At 72.0% G+C, this 16,336-nt stretch carries 12 protein-coding genes; 6 read left to right on the forward strand and 6 right to left on the reverse strand.

What is annotated here, in order from left to right:
* Positions 1-172 precede the first annotated feature (172 nt).
* Positions 173-1,066 carry a chorismate mutase gene (locus ACIA8R_RS16725; RefSeq protein WP_397039040.1) on the forward strand — a complete coding sequence of 298 codons (894 nt, stop codon included), beginning with the start codon at positions 173-175 and terminating at the stop codon, positions 1,064-1,066.
* 25 nt (positions 1,067-1,091) lie between these two features.
* On the opposite strand, the gene ACIA8R_RS16730 is transcribed toward ACIA8R_RS16725, so the two are convergent.
* The gene (locus tag ACIA8R_RS16730; RefSeq protein WP_397039042.1) at positions 1,092-2,216 is read right to left on the reverse strand and encodes an SGNH/GDSL hydrolase family protein; all 1,125 of its coding nucleotides are present in this window, start codon (positions 2,214-2,216) and stop codon (positions 1,092-1,094) included.
* A 177-nt stretch (positions 2,217-2,393) separates the two neighbouring features.
* Positions 2,394-3,758: an amino acid permease gene (locus ACIA8R_RS16735; RefSeq protein WP_364091097.1), complete on the reverse strand. Its 1,365-nt coding sequence runs from the start codon at positions 3,756-3,758 to the stop codon at positions 2,394-2,396.
* Positions 3,759-3,927: 169 nt separating this feature from the next.
* Between ACIA8R_RS16735 and dnaE the strand changes: the two genes are divergently transcribed.
* Positions 3,928-7,455 carry a DNA polymerase III subunit alpha gene (dnaE, locus tag ACIA8R_RS16740; RefSeq protein ID WP_364091095.1) on the forward strand — a complete coding sequence of 1,176 codons (3,528 nt, stop codon included), beginning with the start codon at positions 3,928-3,930 and terminating at the stop codon, positions 7,453-7,455.
* Between the two features lie 107 nt (positions 7,456-7,562).
* Positions 7,563-8,933, forward strand: a complete 1,371-nt coding sequence (locus ACIA8R_RS16745) for an amidase (RefSeq protein ID WP_364091092.1) — start codon at positions 7,563-7,565, stop codon at positions 8,931-8,933.
* A gap of 13 nt (positions 8,934-8,946) precedes the next feature.
* Here ACIA8R_RS16745 and ACIA8R_RS16750 read toward each other — a convergent pair whose 3' ends face one another.
* Positions 8,947-9,333 carry a hypothetical protein gene (locus ACIA8R_RS16750; protein ID WP_357705409.1) on the reverse strand — a complete coding sequence of 129 codons (387 nt, stop codon included), beginning with the start codon at positions 9,331-9,333 and terminating at the stop codon, positions 8,947-8,949.
* Between the two features lie 189 nt (positions 9,334-9,522).
* Here ACIA8R_RS16750 and murA point away from each other — a divergent pair, with 189 nt between their 5' ends.
* Positions 9,523-10,833 (forward strand): UDP-N-acetylglucosamine 1-carboxyvinyltransferase, encoded by a 1,311-nt coding sequence (gene murA, locus ACIA8R_RS16755; protein WP_357705410.1) that lies wholly within the window; start codon positions 9,523-9,525, stop codon positions 10,831-10,833.
* 25 nt (positions 10,834-10,858) lie between these two features.
* Entirely contained in the window at positions 10,859-13,111 is a 2,253-nt protein-coding gene (locus tag ACIA8R_RS16760; protein ID WP_397039243.1) for a transglycosylase domain-containing protein, read from the forward strand.
* Between the two features lie 42 nt (positions 13,112-13,153).
* On the opposite strand, the gene ybaK is transcribed toward ACIA8R_RS16760, so the two are convergent.
* Together ybaK and ACIA8R_RS16770 are read right to left on the reverse strand one after the other, a co-directional pair.
* Positions 13,154-13,609: a Cys-tRNA(Pro) deacylase gene (gene ybaK / locus ACIA8R_RS16765; RefSeq protein WP_357705423.1), complete on the reverse strand. Its 456-nt coding sequence runs from the start codon at positions 13,607-13,609 to the stop codon at positions 13,154-13,156.
* Positions 13,610-13,671: 62 nt separating this feature from the next.
* Positions 13,672-14,409, reverse strand: a complete 738-nt coding sequence (locus ACIA8R_RS16770) for an AraC family transcriptional regulator (RefSeq protein ID WP_397039044.1) — start codon at positions 14,407-14,409, stop codon at positions 13,672-13,674.
* A gap of 55 nt (positions 14,410-14,464) precedes the next feature.
* Between ACIA8R_RS16770 and ACIA8R_RS16775 the strand changes: the two genes are divergently transcribed.
* Positions 14,465-14,791, forward strand: coding sequence for a hypothetical protein (locus ACIA8R_RS16775; RefSeq protein WP_397039046.1), 327 nt, complete (start codon positions 14,465-14,467; stop codon positions 14,789-14,791).
* Here the strand turns inward: ACIA8R_RS16775 and ACIA8R_RS16780 are convergent.
* Positions 14,788-16,251, reverse strand: coding sequence for a trypsin-like serine peptidase (locus ACIA8R_RS16780; protein WP_397039047.1), 1,464 nt, complete (start codon positions 16,249-16,251; stop codon positions 14,788-14,790). The genes ACIA8R_RS16775 and ACIA8R_RS16780 overlap by 4 nt on opposite strands.
* Positions 16,252-16,336: the final 85 nt, after the last annotated feature.

Below are 16,336 nucleotides of genomic sequence, written 5' to 3' on the forward strand. Positions count from 1 at the left end.
CGGGTGTAAGGTTTCAGACATGACTTGTCGCTACACCTTTACCGAGCCGGCTCCGGGAGGGCCGGTCGTCAGCTAGCGACCACCTGGAGTCGGCACAAGGCAGAGACGCCCCGTCTCTGCCTTTTTGGTTTTCCTGCCGGCTTCGCTGGGCCGGCCCGAGTGGGGAGTCGAGATGACATCGACCTTGGAGCGGCACATGGTGACGATAGGCGGGCTGCGCGTGGGTGACGGCCCGGCCGTGGTGATCGGCGGGCGGGTGAGCCTGCGCCCGCATCGGGGGCAGCTCGACGCGCGTGAGGCGCTGCGGGAGGGGGCCACGCTGGTGGAGCCGTACTCGGCGGCGGACCTGCCGGCGATCGCGGCGCTGGCCGACGCCGTCGTGGTGGGGTCCGCGTGGACGCGGGACATCCCGCTGGTGCGGGCCGCCGCCGGGCTCGGGCTGCCGGTGGTGGTCGAGCGGCGGCCGTCGGCGTCGGTGGAGGAATGGGTGGGGCTGGCCGGCTACTGCGCCGCCGAGGGCAACGAGCAGGTGGTCCTGTGCGAGGGAGGCCGGCTGGACCTCGGGGTGCTGCGGGCGGCGCGGGCCGCGTCGGGGCGTCCGGTGCTGGCCGACGTCTCGCACGACCCGGGGCTGGCGGCGGCGGCCGTGGCGGCGGGCGCCGACGGTCTCGTGGTGGCCGGGCCCGGCGGCTCCGGCGCGTCCGTCCAGGACGGCGGTCCGGAGGGCGCGGAGGCGGACGTGAGGGCCGCGGAGGAGGCCGTGACGCTGGTCGGTGCGCTGCTGCGGCCCGAGTCGCCCGCCACGCTGGCCGAGTGCCGGGAGGCGATCGACCGGGTCGACGCGGCGCTGGCCACCCTCCTGGAGCGCCGTGCCTCCCTGGCGGGCGTCGTGCAGCGGCTCAAGCCCGTCGGCGGGTTCGCCGGGCGGGATCTGGCGCGGGAGCGGGCGCTGGTGGCCAGGATGGCGGCGCGGGCGCCGCAGCTGGGTGAGGAGCGGCTGGCGGCCGTCATGAACGCGGTCATCGAGGCGGGCCTCCACCTGGCCGAGGAGCGCGCCCGCCGCTGAGCCCCGGCGGGCCGGCCGCCGGGGCTCAGCCGTCGGTGAGCCGGAAGTTGTGCAGCGGGCGGCCGGGGCCGGTGGTGATCTGCCGGTTGATCAGCTCGGCGAAGCGGCGGTAGCCGTCGCCGGTGGGGTGGTAGCTGCGGGCGTTGACGGTCAGCGGGTCCATGTCCACGGCCAGGCTGTTGAGGTACGGCTGCGGCGTGCCGGCCTCGTGGCCCGTGAACGCCTCGTAGGCGTCGACGTACTCCACGCTGCCGGCGGCGCCGAGGCCGGCCAGGCCCCGGTCGTACTCGGCGGTGACGGCGCCGACGGTGTCGTTGAGCCTGCGGGCGACGGTGTTGAGCCAGCGCTGGTCGGCCACGCTCAGGTTGTCGACCGTGCGGACCGGCGCGGCGGGGAACGGCCTGGGGTAGCCCAGGACGATCACCCGGGCCCCCGGCGCGCGTGCGCGCAGCTCGCCGAGCACCCTGGACAGGCTGGGCCGCAGCTCGGCGATGCGCCGGGCGACCGCGGCGTCCTGGTCGACGCAGGCCGACGACCAGGGCAGCTTGACGATGCAGCCCGTCAGGACGTCGGTGAACCCGGCGTCGTTGCCGCCGATGCTGAGCGTCACCAGGCTGGCCGCCGGGCCGACACGGGTGATCTGCGGCGGCTGGCCGTGCTGGCCGGACAGGAGCTGGCGGGTGGTGGCGCCGCTGCAGGCGTAGAAGGCGCTGCCGCCGCTGAAGGGATGGGCCCCGGCCACCAGCGGCACGTAGGAGCCCCGGGAGCGGTGGCAGCGGTCGGCGCCGTCGTTGACCGGTGTCGCGTCCTGCGCGTAGACGCCTTCACCGGAGGAGTAGGAGTCGCCGAGCGCGACGTAGGTGCCGCTCAGCGCCGCCTGGACGGGCGTCAGCCGGGTCAGCCGCGGCAGCCTGCCGCGCGGCTCCTGGAGCGGCTCCTCCGGGCAGCCGGGGGAGAACACCGCGCAGGCGAGCTTCGGATAGACGCCCAGCGGCACTCCGGCCAGCGCGAGCACGGCCCCCACCGCCGCGGCCACCGCCGCGACCCGCCAGACCTGCCGTCGCCGCCGCTCCGCGCTGCCCCCGACCGGGGCCGAGGGCACGGTGGCGGGCACGGTGGTGGGCGCGCTGGTGGGCACGCTGGTGGGCACGGCGGACACGGGGGAGGGGGCGGGCCCGGCGGTGTCCGGCGGCCCGATGGCGGGGACGCCGGGGACGGCGGGGACGGCGGGGACGGCCGTCGCCGTCTCGTCGAGTGCGGGATCCAGTGTGTCGTCCAGCTTGTCCAGTGTGGCCTCCCCCGAGCGGCGACTCCTGCCCGGATGAGCCTAACCCGCCTCCTGCGCGGCCTCCCGCAGCCGCCGGCGGCGGCTCACGGCCATCCAGCCGAGCGCGATGCCCGCGACCAGGGCCGGGATCAGGAAGAAGGCCACCTGCTGATCGCGGTCGGCGAACGGCATCAGCAGGATCACCAGCACCAGGAAGCCCAGCGTCAGCCAGTTGGTGTACGGCGAGCCCGGCATCGGGAACGACGACCGGTGCCCCGTGGCGCGCAGCCGGATCTGGCAGTAGACCAGCACCCCCCACGTGGTGATCACCCCCAGCGAGGCGACCGCCGTGGCGATGTTGAAGGCGCGCTCGGGCAGGTAGTAGAACAGCGCCACGCCCCCGAGGAACATGGCGGCGGTGAACACGATCCCGCCGATCGGCACGTGGCGGGAGCTGAGCTGGGCGGCGAAGGCGGGGGCCTCCCGTTTGGTGGCCATCGAGCGCAGGATGCGGCCGGTGGCGTACAGGCCCGAGTTGCAGGACGAGAGCGCGGCGGTGATCACCACGAGGTTCATCGCGTCGGCCGCCCACGGCACCCCCAGCCCGGCGAAGAACGTGACGAACGGCGAGGTGCCGGCGCGGTAGGCCGTCCAGGGCAGGACCATGGCCAGCAGCAGCACCGAGCCGACGTAGAAGATCGCGATGCGCCAGATCACGCCGTTGATCGCCCGCGGCATGACCTCGTGCGGCCGGGCGGTCTCGCCGGCGGTGATGCCGACCAGCTCGATCGAGGCGTAGGCGAACACCACCGACTGCAGGCTCATCAGCACCAGGGGGAAGCCGGTGGGGAGGAAGCCGCCGTGCGCGACCAGGTTGCGCGGCCCGGCGGCGCCGACGGCGAACACCACCAGCACCAGCGCGACCACCAGGAAGATCACGATGGCCAGCACCTTCAGCATCGCGAACCAGAACTCCAGCTCGCCGAACAGCCTGACCGACAGCAGGTTGACCACCAGCACGAACCCCAGCGCGAGCAGCGCCGTCAGCCATTGGGGGAAGCCGCCGGCCCAGTAATGGATGTACGTGGCGATGGCGGTCAGCTCGGCGATGCCGGTGAAGGCCCAGTTGACCCAGTACATCCAGCCGCTGGCGAAGGCGGCCCACGGGCCGATGAACTCGCCCGCGTACTCGACGAAGGAGCCCGAGGCCGGGCGGTAGAGCACCAGCTCGCCGAGCGCCCGCATGACGAAGAAGGCGGCCAGCCCGGCGGTGGCGTAGGAGAGCACGAGCGCGGGCCCGGCGGCGGCCAGACGGCCGCCCGCGCCGAGGAAGAGGCCGACGCCGATCGCGCCGCCGATCGCGATCATCTGGATCTGGCGGTTGCCCAGCGCGTGGCTGTACCCCTCGTCGGACTGCGTGCGCACCCGGTGTCTCCTTCATTACTTTGCGTGAGGGAGACGATATCGAGGCCGGTGGCCGCGACGCTTCCGGCGCGCCGGTTCCGCGGGGCGCGCGAGGCGGCTCCGGGATGTCGGTCCGGGCCACTAGAGTCGGAGCGCACCATCGCATCCAGACCCGGGGAGGCGCCGCTCCATGTCGTCCAGCGACTCGTTCGTCCATCTGCATGTGCACACCGAATACTCCATGCTCGACGGGGCCGCCCGGCTCAAGCAGATGTTCAAACAGGTCGGCGACCTGGGCATGCCCGCCATCGCGATCACCGACCACGGCAACATGCACGGCGCGTACGACTTCTACCGGCAGGCCACCGCCGCCGGCATCAAGCCGGTCATCGGCATCGAGGCCTACGTCGCGCCGGAGCTGCGGCACAACAAGAAGCCCGTGCTGTGGGGCGAGCCGCACCAGAAGAAGGACGACGTCTCGGCGGGTGGCTACTACACCCACATGACGATCTGGGCGCGCAACAAGACCGGCCTGCACAACCTGATGAAGCTCAGCTCGCGCGCCTACACCGAGGGCTTCGTGCGCAAGTGGGCCCGCATGGACGCCGACATCCTGGCCGAGCACTCGGACGGCCTGATGGCCACCACGGGCTGCCCGTCGGGCGAGGTGCAGACGAGGCTGCGGCTCGGCCAGTACGACGAGGCGCTCAAGGCCGCCGCGAAATATCAGGAAATCTTCGGCAAGGACAATTTCTTCCTGGAGATCATGGACCACGGCCTCGACATCGAGCGCCGGGTCCGCGACGGCCTGACCCGCATCAGCAAAGAGCTCGCCATCCCGCCGCTGGTCACCAACGACTCCCACTACACCTACGAGTCCGACGCCGCCTCCCACGACGCCCTCCTGTGCATCCAGACCGGCAAGCAGCTGTCCGACCCCGACCGCTTCCGCTTCGACGGCTCCGGCTACTACATCAAGACCGCCGACGAGATGCGCGCGGTCGACTCCTCCGACCTGTGGGCCGAGGGCTGCCGCAACACGCTCCTGGTGGCCGAGAAGGTCGACCCGGCCGGGTTCTTCGAGTTCAAGAACCTCATGCCCACCTACCCCATCCCCGACGGGCTGACGGAGAGCGAGTTCTTCCGCAAGACCGTCTGGGAGGGCATGGACCGGCGCTGGCCCGAGGGCTACGACGCCGAGCACAAGCGGCAGGCCGACTACGAGATCGGCATCATCGAGCAGATGGGCTTCCCGAGCTACTTCCTCGTGGTCGCCGACTTCATCATGTGGGCCAAGGAGAACGGCATCCCGGTCGGCCCGGGCCGTGGCTCGGCGGCCGGCTCGCTGGTGGCGTACGCGATGGGCATCACCGACCTCGACCCGCTCCCGCACGGCCTGATCTTCGAGCGCTTCCTCAACCCCGACCGCGTCTCCATGCCCGACGTCGACATCGACTTCGACGAGCGCAGGCGCGGCGACGTGATCCGCTACGTGACCGAGAAGTGGGGCGCCGACAAGGTCGCCATGATCGCCACGTTCGGCACCATCAAGGCGAAGGCCGCCATCAAGGACGCCGGTCGCGTCCTGGGCTATCCGTACGCATTGGGCGACAAGGTGTCCAAGGCGTTCCCGCCGGCCGTGATGGGCAAGGACATCCCGCTGTCGGGCATCTTCGACAAGGACCACCCGCGCTACAACGAGGCCGGCGAGCTGCGCAGGCTCTACGAGGAAGACGTCGACGTCAAGGCGACGATGGACCTCGGCAAGGGCCTGGAGGGCCTGATCAGGCAGACGGGCGTGCACGCCGCCGGCGTGATCATGTCCCGCGAGGTCATCACCGACCACATCCCGATCATGCGCCGCGACTCCGACGGCGCGATCATCACGCAGTTCGACTACCCGACCTGCGAGACGCTCGGCCTGCTGAAGATGGACTTCCTGGGCCTGCGCAACCTCACGATCATCGACGACTGCCTGAAGATGATCGAGTCCACCACCGGCGAGCAGATCGACCTGCTGAAGCTGCCGCTCGACGACCGCAAGACGTACGAGTTGCTGGGCAGGGGCGACACCTTGGGCGTGTTCCAGCTCGACGGCGGCGGCATGCGCTCGCTGCTGCGGCTGATGAGGCCCGACAACTTCGAGGACATCTCGGCCGTCGGCGCCCTCTACCGTCCCGGCCCGATGGGCGCCAACTCCCACACCAACTACGCCCTGCGCAAGAACGGCCAGCAGGAGATCACCCCGATCCATCCCGAGTTCAAGGAGTCGCTGGCCGAGATCCTCGACACGACCTACGGCCTGATCGTCTACCAGGAGCAGGTCATGGCCATCGCGCAGAAGGTCGCCGGGTTCTCGCTCGGCAAGGCCGACCTGCTGCGCCGCGCGATGGGCAAGAAGAAGAAGGCCGAGCTGGACAAACAGTTCGAGTCCTTCGAGAGCGGCATGAAGGACAACGGCTACTCGGCCGCCGCCGTCAAGACGCTCTGGGACATCCTGCTGCCCTTCTCCGACTACGCCTTCAACAAGGCCCACTCGGCGGCCTACGGCCTGATCTCCTACTGGACGGCCTACCTCAAGGCCAACCACCCGGCCGCGTACATGGCGGCGCTGCTGTCGAGCGTGAAGGACGACAAGGACAAGTCGGCCCTCTACCTCAACGAGTGCCGCCGCATGGGCATCAAGGTGTTCCCGCCGGACGTCAACGACTCCGACTTCGACTTCACCCCGCGCGGCACCGACATCCGCTTCGGCCTGTCGGCGGTGCGCAACGTCGGCGGCAACGTCGTCGACGGCATCATCTCGGCGCGCAAGTCCAAGGGCCGCTTCGCCGACTTCAAGGAGTTCCTGCGCAAGGTGCCCGCGATCGTGTGCAACAAGCGCGTGATCGAGTCGCTGGTCAAGGCCGGGGCCTTCGACTCGCTGGGCCACGTGCGCAAGGGCCTGGTCATGGTGCACGAGCAGGCCGTCGACGCGATCATCGACATCAAGAAGAACGAGGCCATCGGCCAGGACTCCCTGTTCGGCGCGATCGACGGCGGCGAGGACCAGACCTTCGACGTGCAGATCCCGGTGGGGGAGTGGGACAAGAACACGCTGCTGCAGTTCGAGCGGGAGATGCTCGGGCTCTACGTCTCCGACCATCCGCTGTTCGGCGTGGAGCACATCCTGGCCGCGGGGGCCGACTGCTCGATCGCCGCCGTCCAGGACGAGAGCCGGGCCGACGGGCAGGTCGTGACGCTGGGCGGCATCCTGAGCGGGGTGCAGCGCAAGGTCACCAAGAAGGGTGACACGTGGGTGCTCACCCAGCTTGAGGACCTCGAAGGCGCGATCGAGGTGATGATCTTCCCGTCGTCGTACCAGCTGTGCTCGACGATCCTGGCCGAGGACGCGATCGTCTTCGTCAAGGGGCGCATCGACAAGCGCGAGGACGTCGCGAAGATCATCGCCATGGAGGTGACCGCGCCCGACCTGAGCCAGGAGGCGGGCGGGCCGCTGCTGGTGAGCCTGCCGCTGACCCGGTGCACGCCGCCGGTGGTCGGCCGGCTGAAGGAGATCCTCACCACGCATCCGGGCACCTCGGAGGTGCACCTCCAGGTGCACAACGGGCCGAAGACGACCGTCATGCGGGTCGACGACCGCCTCCGGGTGTCGCCGTCCCCGGCGCTGATGGGCGACCTCAAGCAACTCCTCGGCCCGGCCTGCCTGGGCGCCTGACCCGCCGGGCCTCCCGGCCCGGCTTGTGGGCGGATGCCAAGCCGGGCGGGGGAGGTGGGCAAAGGTCGCCGTCGTGTCCCGGCCGGGAGGTGGGGCAGGATCGCAGGGTGAGCGAACTGCACTACCTGACCGCGACCGAGATGGCCCACCTGGTCAAGACCGGGCAGGTGAGCGCCGTGGAGCTGCTCCAGGCCCACCTCGACCGGATCGAGCAGGTCAACCCCCAGGTCAACGCCATCGTGACGCTGGTGGCCGAGCGGGCTCTGGCGGCGGCCCGGGCGGCTGACGCGGCCGAGCCCGAGGGGCCGCTGCACGGCGTGCCGGTCGCGCACAAGGATCTGGTGGACACCGCGGGCATCCGCACGACGTACGGGTCGCCGCTGTTCGCGGGGAACGTCCCGGAGCGGGACGATCTGATCGTGCGCCGCCTGCGCGCGGCCGGGGCGATCACGGTCGGCAAGACCAACACGCCCGAGTTCGGCACCGGCTCGCACACGGTCAACGAGGTCTTCGGCGCCACCAGGAACCCCTACGACCTCGGCAGGTCCGCCGGCGGCAGCAGCGGCGGGGCCGCGGCGGCGCTGGCCACCGGCATGGTCCCGCTGGCCGACGGCTCCGACATGGGCGGTTCGCTGCGCAACCCGGCCTCCTTCTGCAACGTCGTCGGGCTGCGGCCCACGCCGGGCCGCGTCCCCGACCCCTCCGACACGGCCGCCTGGTACACGCTCGCCGTGCCGGGGCCGATGGCGCGCACGGTCGACGACCTCACGCTGATGCTGGAGGCCGTCGCCGGGTTCGACGCGCGTTCGCCGTTCGCGATCAAGGAGAGGTTCGCGCCCGAGCCCGAGCAGGGGGTGCGCGGGTTGCGGGTGGCGTGGAGCCCCGACCTGGGCGGGCTGCCGGTGGACCCGCGCACGGCCGCGGTGACCGCGACGGCGCCGGCCGTGTTCGAGGAGCTGGGGGCACACGTGGAGGAGGTCGCGCTGGACCTGTCCGACGCCGAGGACGCCTTCCGGATCTACCGCGCCTGGTACTACGCCCTGTCCTTCGGCGACCTGACCGGCCTCGGCCCCAACACGAGCTGGAACGTCGAGCAGGGCCGCACGGTCACCGGCGCCGACCTGGCCCGTGCCGAACGGCTGCGCAGCGGCCTCTACCAGCGCATGGCCGCCTTCTTCGACACCTACGACGTGCTGATCGCGCCGGTCAGCCAGGTGCCGCCGTTCCCGGTGGAGCAGCCGCACGTGAGCGAGATCAACGGCGAGCGGCTGCCCGACTACCTGGCCTGGATGCGTTCGGCGTACTGGATCAGCGTGCTGCACGCGCCGGCGGCGTCGGTGCCGGCCGGGTTCACGCCCGAGGGGCTGCCGGTCGGGGTGCAGATCGTCGGGCGGCCGTTCGCCGACGCCAGGGTGCTGCGCGTGGCCCGCGCGTTCGAGCAGGCCACCGGCCACGGCCTGCGCCGCCCGCCGCTGTAGGTCCAGGGCAGGTCTAGGGCTCGATCCCGTACGGCTGCCGCAACGGCGACTCGCGGTACCCGTGCATGCCTTCGAGCAGCCCGAACAGGCCGACCGAGAGCAGCGGCCAGGCCACCAGCACCCCTTGGGCGGTCAGCTTCAGCGCCCCGGGGACGATCCGCACCCCGGGCTCGGCCGCGGCCTCCACCACCACCGCGCCGATCGTGAACGTGGACCCGGCCCACAACGTGAGGAAGCTGCCCGCCACCCCGCCCGCGCACAGCCCGAGCAGCACCGGCAGCATCCACCGCCGCCCGCCGAACCACGCCAGACCGCCGCAGAGCAGCCCAAGAGCGCCCGTGATCACCGCGAACCAGCCGTCGGCCGCGATCAGCGCCTGCGTGGTGAGGTCGGCCAGCACGAGGCCATGATCGGTCACCTGGTACGGAGCCCGCGGCGAGATCGCGGACCAGCTCAGCCCGGCGGCGACTCCGAGAGTGGCGAGTAGGAGGACAGTTACCGCAAAAGCGCGTACTTCCCTCGTCACGCCATTCCCCCTCGCAACTGCATCCGAACCTGCTTGATGGTATCTCCCGGTTAGGCTCGCTTCGTGATTGCAGAAGAGGTCTGGATGATCGAGCCCTCCGGCCCCCTCCGCGGGGACGTCGTCGTACGGGGCTCCAAGAACGGTGTGTCCAAGCACATGGTCGCCGCCATGCTCGGCAACGGCGAGAGCAGTATCCACAATGCCCCGGACGTGGGCGAGGTGGGCATCACCGCCGCGATGCTGGAGGCGCTCGGCATCCACGTCGAGATCGCCGGCTCCGAGATCCGCATCGAGCGCGGCGCGGAGATCAGGCCGCGGGTGCCCGACGCGTTCACCGGGCTCAACCGCATCCCCATCCTGATGCTCGGCCCGTTGCTGCACCTGGCGGGGGAGGCGTTCGTCCCGCTGGTCGGCGGCGACCCGATCGGCCGGCGGCCGGTGAACTTCCACGTGGAGGCGCTGCGTGCGATGGGGGCCGAGGTGGAGGTGGGGGACAACGGCATCTCCGCCAAGGCCAAGCGGCTCAACGGGGCCCGGCTCGAACTGCCGTACCCCAGCGTGGGGGCGACGGAGACGATCCTCATGTCGGCGGTGCTGGCCGAGGGCAAGACCGTGCTGAAGAACGCGGCCATGGAGCCCGAGGTGGTGGAGCTGGCGCTGTTCCTGCAGCGCATGGGGGCCCGGATCGAGCTGTCGCCCGACCGCCGGATCGTCATCGAGGGCGTCGACCACCTGCGCGGCGCCTCGACCTGGCTGACCGGCGACCGCATCGAGGCGTTCTCCTACCTGGCGGCCGGGCTGGTCACCGGGGGAGAGGTCCGCGTGCACGGCTGTCCCCAGGACCGCCTGGTCACCGCGATCACCACGCTGGCCAGGATGGGCGCCCAGTTCGACATCAACGACGAGTACCTGTGCGCCACCGCCCCGCCCGAGGGGCTGCGCTCGGCGGCCGTGCAGACCGACACCCACCCCGGGTTCATGACCGACTGGCAGACGCCGCTCATGGTGCTGTTCACGCAGAGCCAGGGCATGTCGGTGCTGCACGAGACGGTCTTCGAGAACCGCCTGGTCTACGTGCCCGCGCTCCAGCGGATGGGCTGCGAGATCGAGGTGTTCGACCAGTGCCTGGGCGGGCCGGCCTGCCGCTACCACGACACCAACGCCCGGCACTCCGCCGTGGTGCGCGGGGTCTCCAAGCTCAGGGGCGCCGACGTGACGCTGCCCGACATCAGGGCCGGGTTCTCGGCCGTCCTGGCCGCCGCTGTGGCCGACGGGACGTCCACGTTGCGCGGCGTGCACCACATCGAGCGGGGGTACCACCGGCCGTACGAGCAGTTCGTCTCGCTTGGTCTGAACATCCGAAGAGAACGGTAAAGACCGAGGAAGTGGGCGTTTGACGATGATCTGCTGGTTGCAGATCATCTGCGTGACCGTACTCAGATCCATCGGTGGCCTCGCCATGGCGGGGGCGCTCGGCGGGGTGCTGGCGGCGGCACTGGCCGTTCCCGTGGTGAGCGGTGGCGGCCTGGCCGCCAAGAACGTCGCCGACACCTTCGTCGACCTGCCGCCCGCGCCGCGCGAGGAGCCCCTGGCGCAGGTGACCAGGCTGCTGGACAAGGACGGCAGGCAGTTCGCCCAGTTCTACGAGGCCAACAGGACGACCGTGCCGCTCGCGGCCGTGGCGCCCCTGATGCGCAAGGCCATCGTGGCCATCGAGGACGCCCGCTTCTACGAGCACGGCGGCCTCGACGTCCGGGGCACGCTGCGGGCGCTGCTCACCAACACGCAGGCGGGCGGCATCCGGCAGGGCGGCTCGTCGCTGACGCAGCAGCTCGTCAAGAACATCCTGGTCGAGAGCGCCCGTACTGACGCCGAACGGGACAAAGCGCGGGCGCCCAACCTGGCCCGCAAGATCACCGAACTGCGGTACGCGCTGGCCCTGGAACGCAAGTACCGCAAGGACGAGATCCTTGAGCGCTACCTGAACATCGCCTACTTCGGCGCGGGCGCGCACGGCGTCGAGGCGGCGGCCCGGCGCTTCTTCTCCACCAGCGCCTCCAAGCTGACGCTGACCCAGGCGGCCACGCTGGCCGGGGCGGTGCGGATGCCGTACTCGACCGACCCCTCGCTCGGCCGCTCGCACGAGACGCGGCTGAAGGAGCGGCGCGACCTCGTCCTGGACCGCATGGCCGGGCTCAAGCTGATCACGCAGGCCCAGGCGAACGCCGCCAAGAACGCGCCGCTGGACCTGCGGCTGCGGCCCGAGCCGGGCGGCTGCGGGCAGAGCGCGTACCCCTACTACTGCCTGTACGTCCAGTACGAGCTGCTGTCGAACCCGGCGTTCGGCAACACCCCGGCCGAGCGGCGGACCAGGATGGCCAGAGGCGGCCTGGTGATCAGGACCGGCCTGGACCCGGTCGCGCAGCGCGCGGCCGAGCACGCGATCCAGCGGCACGTCTCGCCGGAGGACACCGAGGTCGCCGCCGAGGCCATGGTCGAGCCCGGCACCGGCCGGATCAGGGCGATGGCGGCCAGCAAGCAGTTCGGCCGCAACCGCGGCAACAAGAAGAACGGGCCCAGGACCACCTTCAACCTGGCCGCCGACGTCGCGCACGGCGGCGGCCAGGGCTTCCAGGCGGGATCGACGTTCAAGGTCTTCACCCTGGCCACGGCGTTGCAGCAGGGCTGGCGCTTCGGCGACGGCTTCCAGACGCCGGGGGAGCTGGTGCCCGCGCAGGGCTACCGCAACTGCGCCGGACGCCCGGTCAACGACCCGGAGACGCGCATACTCAACGCCAGCGGCGAGGGCGCGGGCGGCCCGCACAGCATCGAGACCGGCACCTGGAAGTCGGTCAACATCTTCTACATGATGCTGGAGCGCAAGGTCGGGCTCTGCAACGTGGTCAAGACGGCCAAGGCCCTCGGCGCGGTCCGGGCCGACGGCGGGCCGCTGCGCGAGGTGCCGACGTTCACGCTGGGCGTCAACGAGATGGACCCGGTGACGGTCGCGGGGGCCTTCGCCACGTTCGCGGCGCGCGGCGTGCACTGCCGTCCGCTGGCGATCGTGGAGATCACCGACCGCAGCGGCCGGCGGGCGCACGTGCCGCCGTCCTGCGAGCAGGTCATGGAGCGGCCGGTCGCGGACGCCGTCAACTACGTCCTGTCCGGGGTGTTCGACAAGGGCACCATGCAGGGGCAGAGCATCGGCCGCCCGGCCGCCGGCAAGACCGGCACCAACAACGGCTACACCTCGGCCTGGTTCGCCGGGTACACGCCCGACCTGGCGGCGGCGGTGAGCCTGGGGGACATCCGGGGCTCCTACCGCTACCCGCTGCAAGGGGTGCAGATCGGCGACCAGTACTACGGCGCGGTGCAGGGGGCGTCGCTGCCGGGCCCGATCTGGGTCGAGTCGATGCAGCAGGCCCTCGGCAACACCGAGCCGAGGGGCTTCCCCGGGCCGGACATGGGCCGCTTCGGCGGCGGGTTCACGCCGGGCCTGAAGGAGGCCGAGGCGCAGGAGGAGGACAAGAAGAAGAACAGGCGGCAGGGCGAACGCGCGTTCTTCCGGCACCACCGTCGCCTGTTCGAGTGGCTGCTCGGGCAGGGCCCGCCCGAGCCGGCGTTCCGCCGTCCCCGCCACCGCACCCGGTAGCCCGTACGCGCCACCGCACCCGGTGCCCCGCCGGCGGGACGCTCAGCCCGTCTTGCCGATGGGGGCGGTGGCCGCGCGGGTGAGGGTGATCAGGTTGTCGGGGGCGGTCTCGATCTGGAGCCCGCGCCGGCCGGCCGAGAAGTAGATCGTCTCGAAGTCGAGCGCCGAGGAGTCGACCACGGTCGGGAGCTGTTTGCGCTGGCCGAGCGGGCTGATGCCGCCCACCACGTAGCCGGTCACCCGCTCGACCTTGGCCGCGTCGGCCATGGCGGCCCGCTTGCCGCCCAGCGCCGAGGCCAGGGCCTTGAGGTCGAGCTTGCCCGACACGGGCACGACCGCCACCGCGAGGCCGCTCTCGACCTCGGCGACGAGCGTCTTGAAGATGCGCTCGTAGGGCACGCCGAGCGCGTCGGCCGCCTCCTCGCCGTAGGCCTGGGCGTTGGGGTCGTGATCGTAGGGGTGGAGCGTGAAGTCGGCCTTGGCCTTGGTCAGCGCCATGGTGGCCGGGGTGCCGCCGCCCTTGCCTTTGGTTTTGCTCACGTCGAACGATTGTAGCGAATCTACAATGTAAAGGCGCGGCCCGGTGTGTACCCGAGCGCCCGCCGGAAGACGTCGATGAACGCGCTGGCCGAGGCCCAGCCGCAGCGATGGGCGACCACGGTCACCGGCAGGCCGTCGGCGAGCAGCAGCAGGGCGTGGTGCAGGCGGAGCTGGGTGCGCCACTGGGGGAAGCTCATGCCGAGCTCGCGGCGGCACAGCCGGGCGAGGGTGCGCCCGCTGGTGCCGGCCCGGGCGGCGAGGGTGGCCAGGGTGCGCCCGTCGGCGGGGTCGTCGTGCAGGGCCGCGCATGCGGCGGCCAGGCGCGGGTCGCGGGCGGCGGGCACGTGGAAGGGCTGCTCGGGGGCGCGTCTGAGCCGGTCGAGCAGGACGGCCGTCAGGCGTTCGCGTTCGTCGCCCTCGGGGGCGTCGTCGTCGGTGCAGGCGATGATGAGCTCGCGCAGCAGCGGGCCGACGGCGAGCACGGCCGGCCGGGCCGGCCCGGCCGGGTCGCCGGTGAGGCCGATGAGGCGCAGGTCGGTGGTGCCGTGGGCGCGGTGTTCGTGCACGGTGCCGGCGGGGATCCAGATCGCGCGGTTGGCGGGGGCGACCCAGGTGCCGGCGTCGGTGGTGACGGTGACCATGCCGGCGCATGCGTAGGCGATCTGGTGGGTGTCGTGCCGGTGGGCGTCGATGCCCGTGCCGGGGGCCAGGGGGCGGCGGCCGGTGGGCGCCACGGGGGTGTGGCGGATATTCGGCATGGATTGGCATTTTATCGGAAGCAGGCCAGATCGGGCCCGGGAAATCATCGGAGCCGTGAACAGCATCCGGTCGCGGGCGGCGGGCCGTGACGACTGGCCGGGGTTTCGCGCGGCGGGCGCGGTGGCGTTGTTCGTGCTGTTCGCGGGCGGGGCGGCGGGCACGGTGCTGGGTGGCCGGCTGGCGGGCCGGTGGGGGAGGGTGCCGGCGATGCGGGTGGCGTACGCGGCGGCGGTGCCCGCCGTGGCCGGGGTGGTGCTGGCGCCGGGCCCGCTGGTGGGCGCGGGCGCCGAGGCCACCACGCTCAGGACGGCGCTGGCCTGCCTGGTCGCTTTCCCGGTGCTGGCCTGGCTGCTGGCGCGGACGCTGCGGGAGCCCGTCTAAAAGGTGGCGGTGCGCAGGCGCAGGACGGCGGAGTTGTCGCGCTGGGCAGGGTCGAGGCGGGTCGAGGTGACGTGCATGGTGACCGGGAGGGCGGCGTCGGCGTCGCGGTCGACGGCGACCTTGGCGGTGATGCGCACCGGGCGGCCGGGGTGGATGACGTCGATCGTGCAGTCGGCCCGGTGGTCGCCGTGGTGGCAGGAGGCGCCGGCGACGGCGGTCAGGGTGGCGCCGTCCGGGAGCGTGAGGGTGACGGGCACCTGGGCGGCGGCCATGAGCCCGCGCATGGTGACGGTCGCGGTGACGGTGGCGGTGCCGCCCCGGCGGACGGGCGCGGCGGGGCCGGCGGCGTCGAGGGAGAGGGAGTCGTAGACGCCCTGGGGGTCGGCCTCGCCGACGATGGCGCCGTAGCCTTCCGCGTTGAGCGCGGTGGCGACGGAGTTGCCGTCGGGCTCGCCGTCCTCCTTGCCGGACGACAGGACGCCGACCAGGTCGCTGCTGCCGCGCACGACCCATGGCCCGCCGCTGTGGCCTTTGGCCATGTGGCAGTTGTCGGTCTCCATCCGTCCGGCGCGGTCGCCGGGTCCGGCCAGCCGGGCGGCGAGCATGTCGCCGGCGGTGTCCTCGCCGTGGGCCTGCCGGGTGCGGCCCAGGCACCAGAGCTGGTCGCGGCCGTCGTAGGGGCGGCGGCCGAGCACGCCGGGGTAGCCGGAGGTGGCGATGGTGAAGCGGCCGCCCTCGTTGCGCAGCGGGGTGAGGGCGCCGACGGTGTCCTGGAGGGTGCGCTTCCTGCCGCCGACCTCGACGAGCGCGACGTCGTAGACGGAGTTCCAGTCGCCGCCGGTCCGCCCGGTGTAGGCGTCGGGCTTCCAGGCGCGCCGGCCGCCCCACCTGCCGTACGGTTCGCGCTGCTCGGTGGTGGCGGCGCGGCCGTCGTAGGCGGGGACGAAGGCGAAGTTGGTGTGCCAGTGGCCCGTCGCCGAGCCGTCGGGGCTGCTGTAGACGCAGTGGGCGGCGGTGATGACGAGGAGCCTGCTGGCCGAGCGGACGACCGAGGCGCTGCAGGAGTCGTCGCGGCCGGTGGCGTTGACGAAGAACAGCCGTCCGGTGACGCGGCTGTTGTCGCTGGCGGTGTACGGCCGGCGCACGCGGGCGTAGCCGTTGGTGTCGCCGCCGGGGGTGAGGCGTTTGGCGCCGGGCACACTGCGCCGCTCGGCGGCCCCGGCGTCGACGGGGAAGGTGCCGGGGGAGTCGGCGCCGAGGGGGAGGGGGGCGGAGTTGGCGCCGGCCTGTTTGCCGGGCGTCCAGTAGCGGGCGGCGCGTCCGGGACGCATGAGCGGGGAGGATGCCGCCCCGGGACTCTGGGGGTGGGCCTTGAGCGGCGGGGGTTCGGCGGTGGCGGGGGCGGCGGTGAGCGAGAGGCCGGCGAGCGTGGCCAGGGTGGTGACCAGAGTCTTCGACACGATGTCCCCTTGATCAGTCCGAAGCGATTCTGATCACTGTAAGTCACGACTTCATCGCTTACCGTGGTGAAACGGGACGTGTCGC

The organism is Nonomuraea sp. NPDC051191 (assembly GCF_044455665.1).
Lineage (GTDB): Bacteria > Actinomycetota > Actinomycetes > Streptosporangiales > Streptosporangiaceae > Nonomuraea.